Origin of the sequence: Streptomyces sp. TRM68416 (assembly GCF_014596915.1) — a bacterium.
In the GTDB taxonomy this organism is placed as follows: domain Bacteria; phylum Actinomycetota; class Actinomycetes; order Streptomycetales; family Streptomycetaceae; genus Streptomyces.
This window is the reverse complement of sequence record NZ_JACVWU010000022.1, coordinates 71,490-86,591: the sequence shown is the minus strand read 5'-3', so window position 1 is coordinate 86,591 and position 15,102 is coordinate 71,490. Positions and strand designations below refer to the sequence as shown.

Below are 15,102 nucleotides of genomic sequence, written 5' to 3'. Positions count from 1 at the left end.
GCTCCGGGGGACGGACGCCGTGGGCCCGGGGAAGGGCCCACGGCCGGTGACGGTCGGTCAGGAGAGCCCGGAGGCCCAGGAGTAGCCCTTGAGGTACGGGTCCGGCTTGATGGCCTCGCCGGAGTTCCACACCTCCTTGATCAGACCGTCGGTGCCGATCTCGCCGATGCGGGCGGTCTTGTGGATGTGCTGGGTGGCGCCGTCCACGGTGACCGTGCCCTCGGGGGCTTCGAAGGTGATGCCGTCGGAGGCCGCCTTCACCTTCTCCACGTCGAAGGAGTTCGCCTTCTCGACCATCGCCTTCCACAGGTAGACCGAGGTGTACGCGGCCTCCATCGGGTCGCTGGTCGGCTTGTCCTGGCCGTACTTGGCCTTGTAGGCCTTCACGAACTTCTCGTTCGCCGCGCCGGGGGTGGTCTGGTAGTAGTTCCAGGCCGTCAACTGGCCCGCCAGGTACTGGGAGCCGATCGACTTGACCTCCTCCTCGGCGATCGACACCGAGACGACCGGCATGGACTTGGCGGTCAGGCCGGCCGACTTGTATTCCTTGAAGAAGGCCACGTTGGAGTCGCCGTTGAGGGTGTTGAAGACCGCGTCGGCCTTGGAGGCCTTCACCTTGTTGGCGATCGTGCTGAACTCCGTGGAGCCCAGCGGCGCGTAGTCCTCGCCGAGCACGGTCATGCCGTTGGCCGCGGCGTACGCCTTGATCTCCTTGTTGGCGGTGCGCGGGAAGACGTAGTCGCTGCCGACCAGGTAGATCTTCTTCAGGCCCTTGCTCTTGAGGTAGTCGAGTGCGGGGACGATCTGCTGGTTGGTGGTGGCGCCCGTGTAGAAGATGTACGGGGACTGCTCAAGTCCCTCGTACTGCACGGGATAGAACAGCAGCGACTTGTTCTTCTCGAAGACCGGCTTGACGGCCTTGCGGCTGGCGGAGGTCCAGCAGCCGAAGGTGGCCGCGACCCGGTCCTCCTTGATGAGCTTCTGCGCCTTCTCCGCGAAGGTGGGCCAGTCGGAGGCGCCGTCCTCGCTGATCGGCTTGATCTTCTTGCCGAGCACCCCGCCGGAGGCGTTGATCTCCTCGATCGCCAGCTTGAGGGAGTCGCGTACGGTGACCTCGCTGATCGCCATGGTGCCGGACAGCGAGTTGAGCAGGCCGACCTTGACCGTGTCACCGCTGACGTCGGCCTTCGCGGCCTGGTCGGAGGAGCCGGCCGCGTCGGTCTTGGCGCCGCAGGCGGACAGCGCCACCACGGCGGCGAGCGCGGCACCGCCGGCCAGGAAGCGACGGCGGTGAACACGGGAACTGCTGGGACCGCTGAACAAAAGAACCCCCTCGGGTGTGGGGAGGAGACGACCTCCTGAAGTGCGGTCCACAGCCTCAAGTCGCCCTGTTTCCGGGGTGTTTCGCGGGACTTTCCCCAAGGCAACAAAAAACGCCCCGGCGGTGCGTGAACGGTATTTCCGCTACCGATTCACAATTCGCCCGAGGCATTCTAGTTACTTTCCACAGGAAGTATCTTGGCGGTGCCGGGGCATGTCAAGAGCGGGAGCCGTGGAGGTCGAGTTCCGTGAGGACGTCGAAGTCCAGACCGTCCGCGCGGGCCAGGTAGATCCGCTGGCGCACATGACTGTCCCTCAGATGCAGCAGCCCGCGCGGACCCTCGTACGACACCGTCCCCGCCGCCGCCCCGATCGCCGACATGTCCAGCGTGCCCGCCCGCTTCAGGAGCGCGGCGAGCAACAGCACACCCTCGTAACAGGATTCGCCGAGGCTGCCGAGCGCGGGCGCCTCGACCCCGTACCGGGCCGCGTACTGCCCGTGGAAGTCGAGCGTGTCCTGGTTGGCGAGCGAGGCGAAGAACCCGGCGGTGCTGTACAGGTCGTGGGTGGCCGAAGGGCCGCTCGCCATCAGCATGTTCTCGTCCATCAGCGTGCTCAGCCGCAGGCACCGCACATCCAGACCGTAGGCGGCGAACGCCCGGTTGAAGCGCACGGCGTCGCTGCCGACCAGCAGCATCAGCACGGCGTCGGCGTCCGACCGCTCGATGCGCCGCAGCACCGGCTCGAAGTCATGGGTGCCCAACGGGAGATACGCCTCGCCGCCGACGACTCCGCCGGACTCGCGCGCGTAACTCTGCGCCGCCCGCGCCGTGCGCCGCGGCCACACGTAGTCGTTGCCCACGACGAACCAGCGCCGCACACCCCGCTCGTGCGCCAGCAGACCCATGGCGGGCCGGAGCTGGTCCCGGGGCGTCTCGCTGGTCAGGAAGACCCCGGCCGTGTGCTCGCCGCCCTCGTACAGGGCGGTGTAGACGTACGGCACCCGATGCGCGATTCTCGGCGCCAGCGCCTGCCGGACCGAGGAGATGTGCCAGCCCGTGACGCCCTGCACGACCCCCAGGTCCACCAACGCCTCGACGTGCTCGGCGATCTCGCGCGGCGACGCACCGCCGTCGACGGGCAGCAGCCGCAGCTCACGGCCGAGCACCCCGCCCGCCCGGTTCACCTCCTCCGCGGCCAGCCGCGCGCACAGCTCGCACGTCGGCCCGAACATCCCCGCCGGCCCCTGCAGGGGGAAGACCAGCGCCACGCCGAGCACCGACGCGTCGGCCGTGAACCACTCGGGGGCAGGGGGACTGTGCCGGAACATGGCGTCATGATTTCGGGTCCACCCGGTGAACTCCAGTCCGTCTCATACGATGTACGCACCCCGTGACCTAGGAGCGCGATGCCCACCTCATCCCGGCCCCACGACCTGATGCAGCTCCTCACGCGGGCCGAGCGGACGGCCGCGCGCCGGCTCCAGGCCGTGCTGGACGAGGAGGGCTGCTCGCTGGACGCCTGGCGGGTGCTGGCCCTGCTCTCCGACGGCCGGGGCCACCACATGACGGGGATCGCCGAGGCGGTCTTCCTGCCCCCGCCGACCCTGACCAAGCTCGTCGACCACCTCGTCGACCAGAACCTCGTCCACCGCCGCGTCGACCCCCTCGACCGCCGTCGCATCCTCGCCCACCTCACTCCGCGCGGCCAGGAGTACTGGCGCCGCGTCGACCGCGCCGTCCGCGCGGACTGGCCCACCCTCACCGACGCCGACGGCGAGCTGCTGCGCACCCTGCTGGACCGGCTGGCGGAGACACTCGACGCGCGCGTGACGCATACGTGACAGCCGCCCGGGGAAATTCACTTGGCCGCGCGGAACCGCCGGCGCCCTCGAGGGGCGCGGGGGACAGCGCGAGCGGCCACGACGGCGCCGCCGGCGAACGACACCACACCCCGTCGCGGCGCTTCCGGCGGTGCGTTCAGGCGGAGGAGCCGAGGATCTCCCGGATGACGTAGCGGGCGTTGGCCGAGATGACCGGGTTGGTCGTGCGGTAGTAGGGCAGCTGGACGACCGCCATCGACAGTGCCCAGCCGCGGCTGCGCGCCCAGGTCGCGTCGTCCACGTCCACCGCCTCGCGGTACACCTGCCGGGCCGACGCGGGCAGCAGGTTCCAGGCGGGTATGAGGTCGGTGGCCGGTTCCCCCATGCCCACGGTGCCGAAGTCGATGACCGCCGAGACGCGGGCGCCGGACAGCAGCACGTTGCTCGGCATCAGGTCGGAGTGCGTCCAGCAGGCCGGGCCCGTCCACGGCGGTGCCGCGAGCGCCTCCTCCCAGGCGGCGGTGATCTCGTCGGCGTCGAAGGGCTCGTCGGTGCGGCGCAACGCCTCGATCGCCGCCCGTGTCTCCCGGTCCTCGCTCAGCAGCGGTCCGCCGCGGTGCGCCGGCGGACCGCCGGGAAGGCCGATCCTGCGGAAGGCGACCGCGAACTGCGCGAGGTCACGCGCGACCCGCTCCGGCTCGGCCAGGTCGCCCTCGACCGGACTGCGCCCCTCGATCCACCGGTGCACGGCCCAGGCCAGCGGATATCCCTCCCCCGGAGCGCCGGTCGCCACCACCTCCGGAATCGGCAGCGGCAGCAACGGCGCCAGGCCGGGCAGGAGCCGCGCCTCCCTTGCTACGGCCTCGGCGCCGCCGCGCTGCAGCGGCAGCCGGACGGTCAGTTCCTCGCCGAGCCGGTAGATCGCGTTGACCGTGCCTCCGGAGGCGAGCCGGGTGATCGGCAGGTCCGCCCACCGGGGGAACTGCGTGCGCAGCAGTCGCCGGACCAGGCCGGCGTCGGTCTCCAGCTCGTCCGCGTGCATCTTGCCCATGCTCTCCCGCCCTCGGATCTCATGATCCTGCCGCGATCGTCGCACATCGGTGCACGGCCCAAGGCGCGGCCCGGTTTCCGCCCGGCCCCGCCGCCGGACCGGACAGGCGATTGTCAGTGCCGGGTGCAACTCTGAAATGACACAGCACCTGCGGAAGGGAATCGCCGTGATCACCACCGACTTCGTCCCCGGCTCGCCCTGCATGCTCGACCTCGGCACCCCTGACGTCCCCGCCGCCGCGGCCTTCTACGGCGCGGTCCTCGGCTGGGACTACGAGTCCATGGGAGAGGGGGAGGAGATGGAAGGCGGGATGTTCCGGAAGGACGACAAGATCGTCGCCGGACTCGGCAAGCTCACCGAGGAGGGGGCCCGCTCGGCCTGGATGATCTACTACTGCGTCGCCGACGCGGACGCCACGACCCAGGCGGTGGAGCGCGCGGGCGGCACGGTACGGGTGGCGCCGATGGACATCGACGAGTGGGGCCGGATGGCGCAGTACAGCGATCCGCTGGGCGGCCAGTTCGCCGTCTGGCAGCCGGGCACCAGCAAGGGCGTCGACCTGGTGGACCAGCCCGGTTCGCTGTCCTGGACCGAGCTGTACACACCCGACGCCGCGGCCGCGAAGCAGTTCTACGGCGAGGTCCTCGGCTGGCAGTTCAGCGACATGGAGCTACCCGGCGGCGGGGGCACGTACGCCCTCATCACCCCCGTCGGCCAGCCCGAGGAGCGGATGCACGGCGGCATCGTGGAACTTCCCGCGGAGGATCTCACTCTGACGAACGGTCGGCCGTACTGGCACCCGGTCTTCGACGTCACCGACTGCGACGTGGCCGTCGCCCAGGTCACGAAGAACGGCGGCCGCGTGCAGATGGGCCCCGACGACGCGGAGGGCGTCGGCAGGCTGGCCGTCTGCCTCGACCCGGCGGACGCGGACTTCGTGGTGCTCAAGCCGACGCGCACGGCCTGAGCACCGCTTCGGTCCTCCCGCTCACCCCTTCGTCAGCAGGCCGCGGCTGCGCAGGACCCGGCGTTCCAGGGGACTGAAGATCAGCAGGTCGATGGCGATGCCGACGAGCAGGATCAGGGAGATCGCCAGGAACACCTGGGACATGCTGGCGTTGTTGCGGCCGTTCTCCAGGAGCTGGCCCAGGCCGACGCCGAGGTCGGGGGAGGACGCGATGATCTCGGCGGCCATCAGCGAGCGCCAGGAGAAGGCCCAGCCCTGCTTCAGCCCGGCGAGGTAGCCGGGCAGGGCGGCCGGCATCAGGATGTGCCGGGTGCCCTGCAGACCAGTGGCGCCCAGGGTGCGTCCGGCGCGCAGGAACAGCGGGGGGACCTGGTCGATGCCGGAGACCAGGCCGTTGGCGATGGAGGGGACCGCGCCGAGCAGGATCACGGCGTACATCATGGAGTTGTTCAGGCCCAGCCAGAGCACGGCCGGGGGGACCCAGGCGACGGAGGGCAGGGACTGCAGGCCGGACAGGATCGGGCCGATCGCCGCGCGCACGAACTTCACCCGGGCGACGAGCAGCCCCAGCGGGGTGCCGATGGCCAGGGCGAGGAGGAAACCGAGCAAACCGCGGCTGACGCTGGTCCAGATGTAGTCCAGCAGGGTGCCCTGGAGCCAGGCGGTGCGGACCTCCTCCCACACGGCGGTCGGGGAGGGGAGCTTGTAGTCGGGGGCCACCTTCGCCCAGACCAGCACCTGCCACACCAGCAGGACCAGGGCGACGGCGGTGACCGGCGGCAGGACCTTGCCGACCAGCGTCCGGCGCAGCGGGGTGCGGCTGGTCTGGACGGTGTCCAGGGCGTCCAGACCGGCTTCGAGTCCGGCCAGGTCGCCGGTGTCCTTGGCGGTGGCGTCAGTGCTGGCCATGGCGGCGGATCTCTCCTCGCAGTTCTTCGGTGATCTCCCGGGACAGTTCGGCCACGGCCGTGTCCTCAAGGAGGCGCGGGTGGGGGATGTCGACCGTCCACCGGCGGGCGATGCGGCCGGGGCGGGAGGAGAGCAGCACCACGCGCTGGGCCAGGCGGACGGCCTCGCGCACGTTGTGGGTGACGAAGAGGACGGACAGGCCCCGCTCGCGCCAGATGCGGGTGAGTTCGTCGTGCAGGACGTCGCGGGTGATGGCGTCCAAGGCGGCGAACGGCTCGTCCATCAGCAGCAGGCTGCTGTCCTGGGCCAGGGCGCGGGCCATGGCCACGCGCTGGCGCATGCCGCCGGACAGCTCGTGCACCCGCTTGCCGTGCGCGCCGCCGAGACGGACCAGGTCCAGGAGTTCCTCGGCGCGTGCGCGGCGCTCGGACTTGGCCACGCCGCGGAGTTTGAGGGCGAGTTCGATGTTCTTGCCGGCCGTCAGCCAGGGGAACAGGGCGTGTTCCTGGAACATCAGGGCCGGGCGGCCGTCGGTGGCGATGCTGCCCGTGGTGGGCCTGTCGAGACCGGCGACCAGGTTGAGCAGGGTGGACTTGCCACAGCCGGAGGCACCCAGGAGGGTGACGAACTCGCCGGGGGCGACATCGAGGGTGATGTCGTCCAGCACGAGCTGCTGCCCCGCCGGGCCGGCGAAGGACTTCGAGACGTGCTCGATCCGGGCGGCATGCGTCACCGTCGTGGTGTCCTCGGCAGCCTTGGCGACCGTGGTGGCCATGGTTGTCACCTCCTGGGTGCTCAGCGGATGGGGTGGCTGCTACTTCACGCCGAGGCCGGCGTCGTCGGCCTCGGGCTCGCCCTCGGCCTTGAGGACCTGGTTGAGCAGGGTCAGGTCGTAGATGCCGGACAGGTCGGGCTCCGCCAGCAGCCCCGCCTGCACCGCGTGCTGCGCCTGGGCGTCGAGCGTGGCCGCCAGCGGATCGTCGAGGAACGTCACGGACTTCCAGGCCGGGTCGATGACCTCGGCCGGCAGCGCCTTGCCGGACTCCTTCTCAAGCGCCTTGTTGGCGGCGGCCTTTGCCTCGTCGGGGTGGGCGTTGATGTAGGCGTTGGTCTTCACCGAGCCGCGCAGCACGGCCTCGACGACGTCGGGGTGCTCCTTGAGGAAGTCCTGCCGGACGATGACGTTCGTGATCACGAACTTCCCGTCCGGCCACAGGTCCGCCTCGTCCAGCAGCACCTTCGCGCCCTCGGCGACCAGCTTCGACGCGGTCGGCTCCGGCACCCAGGCGCCGTCGACGGAACCGGACCGGTAGGCGTCCGGGGTGATCTTGTTGTCGGTGCGGACGACGGAGACGTCGCCCTTGCCGCTCTGCGCGTCGACCTTCCAGCCCTGCTCGGCGATCCAGTTGAGGAACGCCACGTCCTGCGTGTTGCCCAGTTGCGGGGTGGCGATCCTCTTGCCCTGGAGGTCGCCCGTGGTCTTGATCTTGTCCGGGTTGACCACGAGCTTCACGCCGCCGGAAGCCGAGCCGCTGATGATGCGCAGGTTCCGGCCGCCGGACTTCATGTAGCCGTTGATGGCGGGGGAGGGGCCGATCCAGCCGATGTCGATCGAGCCCGAGTTCAGCGCCTCGATCTCGGAGGGACCGGCGTTGAAGGTGGAGGCCTTGAGCGCGGTGCCGCCGAGTTCCTTCTGGAAGATGCCCTTCTCGACCCCCACCAGCGCGGTGGCGTGTGTGAGGTTGGGGAAGTAGCCGATCCGCACGGTGTCGGCGGAGAGCTTCTCGGCGCCCGCCGCGACCGGGGCCTGCTCGTCGTCGTTCGCCTGGGAACCGTAGCCGCAGGCGGTCAGCAGGAGGGGGAGCGCGGCTGTGACGGCGAGGGCGCGCAGGGCGGTGAGCGGTCGTGCGGGAGACACGGAGGTGTCCTCTCGGGAAATGTGCGAGCAGGTACGAGGGAGGAACAGCGCGGGGCGAGGCCCGCCACGGTCGGGGTGGCGCGGGCGTTCTCAGCAAGACCGACAGATGGCGCTGGAGGTGCGGCCGAAGTCGATGTGCCGCCGCGAGGTCAGCGGGGTCGCGGGCGTGCCGGTGCGGTCGAACGCACGCATGGCCCACCCCCACACAGATCCCTAGTTTCCCTACCTGGCTGATAGGGATCGTGGCAGAAAGGGGCGGCCGGCCCAAGAGAGTGCTCACATCGTGGACGCGGTGATCTCACACATCAGGATCGGCAGTCCTCGATCCGCGGACTCGGGCCGGCAGCGTGAACGGCGGATGCGCGCCTTTGAGGAAGTAGTCGCCCACGTCCCGGAGCCGGTGTCCGACCGGCTCGCACAGGGTGTGGGTGCGGGCGTTGCGCCAGAAGCGGTCGAAGCCCGGCCGGGCGGAGGCGGACCGGGCGCCGATGACCTCAAGGGCGCGTGCGGTGGACTCCTGGGCGGCCCGGGAGGCGGCGGCTCGGCCATCGTCGCGAGGCCGGAGATCTCCGCGCACTCGTCGTACGCGAGGTCCTCGCCCCGGGCCGGCCCCGCCGGTACGGCGTCCAGCGCCTGGTCGGCGAGGGCCGACGCGGTGCGGGCGAGGACGGTGAGTTCCTCGTGGGCGGAGAGCACCTGCGGATCGTGCGCGGAGCCGAGCGGCCGGGCGGGGGCCCACGGGGACCGGTCCGCCCTGCTGTGCTCGCGGGCTTCGGCCAGTACGCCCTCGGCCATGCCGAGACACAGCTGGGCGGAGAGCAGCCGCCCGACCGGCGAGGTCAGCGCGGCCCGGGGCGTCAGGATCTCCTCGTCGGCGGAGAGCGAGCCGACCACTTCGTCCGTCCGCACCCGTACGGCGTCGAACTCCACGCTGCCGCCGGCCGCGAGCCGGTGGCCGAAGGTGTCGGCGTCGCCGTCGACCACCACACCCGGCCGGGTGGGATCCACGACGACGGCGAGCGGCTCGCCCGTGTCCTCGCGCACCGCGCGCACGGCGATACGGTCGGCGACCAGCACGCCGCTGGCGTAGCTCTGCCGGCCGTCGAGCACCAGGCCGTCGCCGGTGGCGGTCATCATCAACGGCGGCTCCTGGCGGGTGAACCCGCCGCTCCAGCACCACCGTTCGGCCGCGGACCGCTCGTCGAGCCGCGCGGCGAGGGCGGGTTCGGAGAGGAGGCGCGCGCTCCACGACACGAAGTAGTGGCAGCCGAGGAGTTGGCCGATCGCGCCGTCGGCCGCGGCGACCGCCCGGACCACGGCGCACGCTGGCCGCGCAGATGGCGTCCACCTTCCAGCGCCAGAGCGGCGGACGCCTGCTGCTGAACGTCGTCACCGGCGGCGAGGATCAGGAGCAGCGTGCCTACGGCGACTTCCTCGACAAGGACGCCCGCTACCGCCGTACCGGGGAATTCCTGCAGATCGTACGGGAGTTGTGGGACGGCAGGTCCGTCGACCTGGACGGCGAACACCTGCGCGTCGAGGACGCCCGGCTGGCCCGCGTACCCGACCCCGTCCCGCAGGTGTACTTCGGCGGCTCCTCGCCGGTCGCCGGTGAGGTCGCTGTCCGCCACGCCGACGTCTACCTCACCTGGGGCGAACCGCCCGCACAGGTCGCCGAGAACATCGCCTGGATCAGGCGGTTGGCCGCACGGCACGGCCGTACCCTCCGCTTCGGGATCCGCCTGCACGTGTCATCACCCGCGACACCGCCGAACAGGCCTGGGCCGAGGCCCGGCGGCTGCTCGACGGCTTCGACGACGCGACCGTGCGCGTCGTGCAGGCCGGTCTCGCCCGCAGCGAGTCCGAGGGGCAGCGGCGCATGCTCGCCCTGCACGGCGGCAGCCGCGACGACCTGGAGATCGCCCCCAACCTCTGGGCCGGCATCGGCCTGGTCCGCGGCGGCGCGGGCACGGCACTGGTCGGCAGCCACGACGAAATCGCCGCACGGATCACCGAGTACCACCGGCTGGGCATCGACGAGTTCGTGTTCTCCGGCTACCCGCACCTGGAAGAGGCGTACTGGTTCGGCGAGGGAGTCCTGCCGCGGCTGGAGGCCCAGGGCCTGTGGAGCCACCCCTTCCGCCCGGCGGCGGACGACGCCGGCTCCCGCGTTCCCTTCGTCGGCGCGGGGAGCGCCCGCTGAACGGCTTCTGAAAGACTGCGTGCATGGCATCTGCGCTGCGTCAGTTGTCCGGCCGGGTCTGGATCCACGCCGGGGATCCGGACCCCGCAGCCGTCAGGCCCTGCGTCGCGGTGATCGCCGACGACGCGGGCAGCACCGTGGTCGACGCCGGCCAGAGCCCCGCGCACGCCCGCCTCGTGCAGGCGGCCATGGCGGACGCGGGGCTGCCGCCCGCCGTGCGGCTGGTGTACACGCATCACCACTGGGACCACACCTGGGGCGCCTGCGCCTGGGAGGTGGAGGACGTCGTCGGCCACCGAACCGGCGCCGAACTGCTGGCCGCCGAGGCGCGCCGCCCCTGGAGCCACGCGTACCTGCAACGCGAGATGGCCGCCGACCCTCGCTTGCGCCCGAGCTTCACGGCCCGGGCCCGGGCCATGCCCACCTGGGAGGACTTCACCGTCCGACCGCCGACCCGCACCTTCACCGACCGGCTGCGCCTGCCCGGAGGCGTCGACGTCCGGCACGTCGGCGGCCGTCACGCACCGGACTCCACCGTCGTGGCCGTGCCCGACTCCGGGGTCCTGCTGCTCGGCGACTGCTTCTACCCGCCGCCCTTCCATCTGCGCGAACCCGGCCCCGCCGGCGAGGAGATCGACCTGCCCCAGATCACCGCCCTGGTGGCAGAGGGCTTCTCCTGGTACGTCGACAGCCACAGCCCTCCATGGCGCCCCCCGTCCGCCGACGAGGGTCCCGCCGCGACGAGCGGGTGACCGGCCGGCCGGCGATCCGCTGCGGACGGCGTCCACGGTTGTTCCGCCCCCGGCCGAACCCTCGGCGGAGGACGCCCGCAGGGACAGCAGCCGAGCAACGGCCCCAGCGGGCGGCCAAGATGCCCCGGAGCGTCCGGGGGAGAGGGTCGGGCGGGGGACGTCGGCAGCGGCGTACGGCCGGCTCACGGACTGGCGGGAGAACGAGCCACGCGCGGCAAGGCCGGGTTGATCAGCCCGCTGAACCGGTCACCGGGTAGTGGTCGGACAGATTCGTGTACGTGTAGTCGGTGCCCCAGCTCGACACCGTCCAGGGCGCGCTCTGCTCCTTGACGACGTCGTTCTTCCACACGGCCGGACGGGCGTGACCCGCGCGGTGCAGAACGTAGTCCAGGTCCTCGCGCGGGTCGTCGGGATAGCGCTCCCTGGCGATGGAGTTGTCCCGGGTGTCGAAGGAGTACGGGTGCCCGGTGCGCGCGTCGGCGCCGACCAGGCCCGCGTCGGCGAGCATCGTGCCGTACTCCGAGGTGTGCGAGTCGACGTTGAAGTCCCCCGCCACCAGGACCTGTTCGCCCGCCGGGATGTTCTTGGCGTCCAGGAACGCGTCGATCGCCCTGAACTGCCGGCTGCGCATCGCGGCGGCCTCGCCCGCACCGCACCCGGGGTCCGTGGACTGGGCGTGCGTGCCGAGCACGTGCACCTTGGTGCCGTTCACGTTCAACACCACATAGGCGAAGCCCTTGTTGGACCACCAGTCCGCCCCGCAAGCGTCCTTGAAGACGTACTGCTCCTTGCGCAGGATCGGCCACTTGCTGAGAATCGCGACCCCGCCGTCCTCCGGTGTCGTCGCCGAGTAGGAACCGCCCGTCGCGTCCCACCCGTTCTTGCTCCGCCCCACCACGGGCGTCTGGTACGGGTAGGCGCCCGCGACGGACGACTTCAGCCTGTCCGACGAGGAGTTGTCGAACATCTCCTGCAGCACCACGACGTCGTTGCCCTGGAAGAACGGCGTCTTCACGATCTCCGCGGCCCGGTGGTCCTGGCCCCAGTTCGGGTAGAGGCTCTTGCTGAAGAGGAAGACGTTGTACGACAACACCTTCAGCGCCGGTGCCTCGTCGGCTGCCGCCGCGGCGGGCGTCGCGCTCGCCAGGCCGGTGGCGGCGACGGCGAGCGCGAGCACGGCTGCGCCCCGGGTGCGGCGCAGTGCGGGAAGCGTCACTGGATCTCCCTGTGGGTGAGGGTTGGAGTGGCGTCGCACATCAAAGCAGCCCCGATTACTCCCAGGTAACTCCTGTGCGGTGAAAAAGTGTCGGAGGGTCGAACGCCGGGCGCGCACCGGTCGGGGCGTCGCTTCCCGGCAACGGGTCACGCGTCTGACACGAACGACCCCGGACTTGCCCCCCGCCCCGCCGTCACAGGGGCAGCGGTTGGAGTTCGGAGTGGAAGTGGCGGAGGACCGGGCTCTGCCGGACCAGGCGATAGCCGGGGATCCTGTCCTTGTTCTTCGCGGTCCTCACCAGGATCTCGCCCACGTGGTTCAGATGGCTGAGCGTGTACGTCCTGCGGGGGAGGGCCAGTCGCAGGAGTTCGAAGGGGGCCGTGGTGACCGGGTTTCCGTCCTCGTCCTCCTCGCCGAGGTAGAGGGAGCCCAGTTCGACGGAGCGGATACCGCCCTCCAAGTACAGCTGGCAGGCGAGCGCGTGGCCGGGAAAGCGGTGCGGCGCGATATGCGGCAGGAGACGGCCTGCGTTGAGATAGATCGCGTGCAGGCCGGGCGGTTCGAGGATGCTGATGCCTGCGTCGCGGGACAGACGGGCGAGGTGGCGGGCCGCCTCGGCCCGGGCCCGGAGATAGTGGGGATCAGTCACCTCGGTCAGGCCGTGGGCGATCATGTCCAGGTCCCGGCCGGCCAGCCCGCCGTACGTGGGAAACCCCTCGGTGGCGACGAGCAGCAGCCGGCACCGTTCGGCGAGCGCGGGGTCGCGCAGGCCCAGGAACCCGCCGATGTGCACGATTCCGTCCTTCTTGGCGCTCATCAGACAGCCGTCGGCCAGACGGAACGCCGCTTCGGCCACCTCGCGCGGGTCGGCGCCCAGGTAAGCGGGCTCATGCTGGGTGACCAGCCAGGCGTTCTCCGCGAAGCGTGCGGCGTCCAGGAAGAGGGGGACCGCGTGTTCCCGGCACAGCGCGGCGGTGCGGGCGAGGTTGTCCATGGAGACGGGCTGGCCGCCTCCACCGTTGTTCGTCAGCGTCATGATCACCACGGCGACACGGGAAGCGTCCGGCCCGGACAACGCCTCCTTGAGCCGCTGCAGGTCGATGTTGCCCTTGAACGGCTCGTCGCTGTCGAGGTCCTGCGCCTCGCGGCAGGGCAGGTCCACGGCCTGACCGCCACTCAGTTCCACGTTCGCGCGGGTGGTGTCGAAGTGCGTGTTGCTGAGCGTGATGCTCCCGGGGCCGAGCAGCGCGGCGAAGAGGATGCGTTCGGCCGCCCGCCCCTGGTGGACCGGGAGGATGTGGGGGTAGGAGGTCAGCTCGCGTACCACCTCCTGGAAGCGGTAGAACGACCGTGAACCGGCATAGGACTCGTCACCGGCCATGCCCGCGGCCCACTGCGCCGCCGAGAGAGCGCCCGTCCCCGAGTCGGTGAGCAAGTCGATCGTGACCTCGTCGGCGCGCAGGGCGAAGAGGTTGTAGTGCACGCGCCGCAGGGCCGTTTCCCGCTCTGCTCGCGTGGTCATCGGCAGGGGCTCGACGGCCTTGATCCGGTACGGCTCCATGAGGACTGTCCTTCTGCTGGGCGCGGGGCGGGTCGCGGGCATGTCCGTCTGTGCGACGGCGGGTCGGTCACGGCCGGTCGGCATCGGCGAGCGGGCGCGTCGGCTCCCGCGGCGGCCGGACCTCGTAGCCCTCGGGTGAGAGGTAGACCGTCAGCCGGGGCGGCTGCCGGGTGCTCTGGACCAGCGAGACGTACGAGATCAGACCCACCCCCTCGCTCGGGCCGCGGTCCGTCATGGCGGCCAGCGCGCGATCCAGGGCGACGGTGTCCATGCCGTGGCGCCGCAGGACGGTTGCAGCGCGGTTCCGGGCCACCCGGTCGTCCCTGACGTAGTCACGCACCGGCACGTGCAAGGTGTAACCGCTGGGCCGCTCCTGGTCCCACTCCGTGAAGGACAGGCAGGAGACAAGTGGCCGGCGGTCGAAGAACTCGGTGTCGCCGACCGTGCGGCAGAACTCCCCCAACTGCTGTGCGCAGCCCCCTGGCAGCAGGCGGGAGACGGCCTGTGCGCCGGTCACGGTGAAGTCGCGGTGGGCGATGTAGACCTTCACCCGCCGTGTCTGCCAGGCCCCCATGTCGATGGCGAAGAACACGAACTCGTCGCCGTCGGGCCCGCGGGACGCGCCGTGTTCCAGCAGCGCTGGCCACGCCCGGCCGAATCCGAACCGGGTCAACGCCTCCTCGGTGACCTGTGCGGCCGGCCCGCGGCCGTGGCATGCCGGATTGACGTACACCTTGACGCCGGGCGCCCGGTCCCTGCGCAGGTCCATCGCGCACCACAGGGCGAACGGACCCTGGGCGGCGGCCGGGAAGAACAGGTCGTCCACCCGGGTCAGCGGCTCGGTCGAGAAACTCCAGCGCTCGGCCAGCGCTTCCAGAGCCCGTCGGCCCACGCGTGCGCTCTCGGCGAAGGAACGCGCGGCGCACCCGGGCTCGACCACGACCCGCACGGTCGGAGCCTCTCCGGTGGGGAACGACACGGAGAACTCGGCCGGAGAGTGGTCGTCGGAGACGAAGGACGGCGACGGCGGGCCGGCGGCCAGTGGACGCCGGGCCGAGGCGCCCAGAAGATCGAGCAGCGATCGCGTGGAACCGCCGTCGGGTGGGCTGACACCCACCGCGCCGCACACCCCCGACAACTGGCGACTCAAGTGCTCGCCCAAGGTGACCGCCGACCCGGAGGGGCCGGCCGCGGCCGGGGACGAGGAGTTCAGCTGCGAGGGACCGGTCGAGGTCATTGCGGGCTCCAGGGACACCTGACGTCAAGACGGTCCCCACCGTTCCAGTCGCCGCCGTCGCCCCGGTCACCTCCCGGTCGCGCCGTGATTACGTGCAGTCGCGCTCCGGTCATACGGTGTCGTATGCTCGCGGAACCTGGGAATGG

The 15,102-nt window shown here is 71.1% G+C and carries 12 protein-coding genes and 2 pseudogenes; 4 read left to right on the top strand and 10 right to left on the bottom strand.

What is annotated here, in order from left to right:
* Positions 1-57: 57 nt before the first annotated feature.
* Together urtA and ICC28_RS30380 are read right to left on the bottom strand one after the other, a co-directional pair.
* A complete protein-coding gene (gene urtA, locus ICC28_RS30385) occupies positions 58-1,323 on the bottom strand; it encodes an urea ABC transporter substrate-binding protein (protein WP_188291963.1) in 1,266 nt (421 codons plus the stop codon).
* 214 nt (positions 1,324-1,537) lie between these two features.
* On the bottom strand, positions 1,538-2,650 hold the full coding sequence (locus tag ICC28_RS30380; RefSeq protein WP_188291962.1) for a substrate-binding domain-containing protein: 1,113 nt from the start codon (positions 2,648-2,650) through the stop codon (positions 1,538-1,540).
* A gap of 78 nt (positions 2,651-2,728) precedes the next feature.
* On the opposite strand from ICC28_RS30380, the gene ICC28_RS30375 reads away from it, so the two are divergent.
* Positions 2,729-3,163: a MarR family winged helix-turn-helix transcriptional regulator gene (locus tag ICC28_RS30375; RefSeq protein ID WP_188291961.1), complete on the top strand. Its 435-nt coding sequence runs from the start codon at positions 2,729-2,731 to the stop codon at positions 3,161-3,163.
* Between the two features lie 136 nt (positions 3,164-3,299).
* Here ICC28_RS30375 and ICC28_RS30370 read toward each other — a convergent pair whose 3' ends face one another.
* The gene (locus tag ICC28_RS30370) at positions 3,300-4,184 is read right to left on the bottom strand and encodes an aminoglycoside phosphotransferase family protein (protein ID WP_188292035.1); all 885 of its coding nucleotides are present in this window, start codon (positions 4,182-4,184) and stop codon (positions 3,300-3,302) included.
* A gap of 175 nt (positions 4,185-4,359) precedes the next feature.
* On the opposite strand from ICC28_RS30370, the gene ICC28_RS30365 reads away from it, so the two are divergent.
* Entirely contained in the window at positions 4,360-5,160 is an 801-nt protein-coding gene (locus ICC28_RS30365; RefSeq protein WP_188292034.1) for a VOC family protein, read from the top strand.
* A 21-nt stretch (positions 5,161-5,181) separates the two neighbouring features.
* On the opposite strand, the gene ICC28_RS30360 is transcribed toward ICC28_RS30365, so the two are convergent.
* From ICC28_RS30360 to ICC28_RS30345, 4 genes and pseudogenes are all read right to left on the bottom strand, one after another.
* A complete protein-coding gene (locus ICC28_RS30360) occupies positions 5,182-6,069 on the bottom strand; it encodes an ABC transporter permease (RefSeq protein WP_188291960.1) in 888 nt (295 codons plus the stop codon).
* Positions 6,056-6,844, bottom strand: a complete 789-nt coding sequence (locus ICC28_RS30355; protein ID WP_188291959.1) for an ABC transporter ATP-binding protein — start codon at positions 6,842-6,844, stop codon at positions 6,056-6,058. Before ICC28_RS30355 ends, ICC28_RS30360 begins: the two co-directional genes overlap by 14 nt.
* Positions 6,845-6,883: 39 nt before the next feature.
* A complete protein-coding gene (locus ICC28_RS30350; RefSeq protein WP_188291958.1) occupies positions 6,884-7,987 on the bottom strand; it encodes an ABC transporter substrate-binding protein in 1,104 nt (367 codons plus the stop codon).
* A 298-nt stretch (positions 7,988-8,285) separates the two neighbouring features.
* Positions 8,286-9,313: pseudogene (locus ICC28_RS30345) on the bottom strand (acyl-CoA dehydrogenase family protein); the annotation flags it as partial.
* Here ICC28_RS30345 and ICC28_RS30340 point away from each other — a divergent pair.
* Both ICC28_RS30340 and ICC28_RS30335 read left to right on the top strand, forming a co-directional pair.
* Positions 9,307-10,190 (top strand): annotated as a pseudogene (locus ICC28_RS30340) (LLM class flavin-dependent oxidoreductase); the annotation flags it as partial. The pseudogenes ICC28_RS30345 and ICC28_RS30340 overlap by 7 nt on opposite strands.
* Before the next feature lie 23 nt (positions 10,191-10,213).
* A complete protein-coding gene (locus ICC28_RS30335) occupies positions 10,214-10,942 on the top strand; it encodes an MBL fold metallo-hydrolase (protein WP_188291957.1) in 729 nt (242 codons plus the stop codon).
* A 229-nt stretch (positions 10,943-11,171) separates the two neighbouring features.
* On the opposite strand, the gene sph is transcribed toward ICC28_RS30335, so the two are convergent.
* The 3 genes from sph to ICC28_RS30320 all read right to left on the bottom strand — a co-directional run bounded on the left by sph (position 11,172) and on the right by ICC28_RS30320 (position 14,956).
* Positions 11,172-12,158, bottom strand: a complete 987-nt coding sequence (gene sph, locus ICC28_RS30330; protein WP_188291956.1) for a sphingomyelin phosphodiesterase — start codon at positions 12,156-12,158, stop codon at positions 11,172-11,174.
* Between the two features lie 193 nt (positions 12,159-12,351).
* Entirely contained in the window at positions 12,352-13,719 is a 1,368-nt protein-coding gene (locus ICC28_RS30325) for a tryptophanase (RefSeq protein ID WP_188291955.1), read from the bottom strand.
* Positions 13,720-13,786: 67 nt separating this feature from the next.
* A complete protein-coding gene (locus tag ICC28_RS30320) occupies positions 13,787-14,956 on the bottom strand; it encodes a tryptophan dimethylallyltransferase family protein (protein WP_188291954.1) in 1,170 nt (389 codons plus the stop codon).
* Between the last annotated feature and the right edge of the window lie 146 nt (positions 14,957-15,102).

Excerpts from the sequence above, each read along its gene's own strand:
- ICC28_RS30380 (WP_188291962.1), bottom strand. The coding sequence starts at position 2,650 with ATGTTCCGGCACAGTCCCCCTGCCCCCGAGTGGTTCACGGCCGACGCG.
- ICC28_RS30375 (WP_188291961.1), top strand. The coding sequence starts at position 2,729 with ATGCCCACCTCATCCCGGCCCCACGACCTGATGCAGCTCCTCACGCGG.
- ICC28_RS30370 (WP_188292035.1), bottom strand. The coding sequence starts at position 4,184 with ATGCACGCGGACGAGCTGGAGACCGACGCCGGCCTGGTCCGGCGACTG.
- ICC28_RS30360 (WP_188291960.1), bottom strand. The coding sequence starts at position 6,069 with ATGGCCAGCACTGACGCCACCGCCAAGGACACCGGCGACCTGGCCGGA.
- ICC28_RS30355 (WP_188291959.1), bottom strand. The coding sequence starts at position 6,844 with ATGGCCACCACGGTCGCCAAGGCTGCCGAGGACACCACGACGGTGACG.
- ICC28_RS30335 (WP_188291957.1), top strand. The coding sequence starts at position 10,214 with ATGGCATCTGCGCTGCGTCAGTTGTCCGGCCGGGTCTGGATCCACGCC.
- ICC28_RS30325 (WP_188291955.1), bottom strand. The coding sequence starts at position 13,719 with ATGGAGCCGTACCGGATCAAGGCCGTCGAGCCCCTGCCGATGACCACG.
- ICC28_RS30320 (WP_188291954.1), bottom strand. The coding sequence starts at position 14,956 with ATGACCTCGACCGGTCCCTCGCAGCTGAACTCCTCGTCCCCGGCCGCG.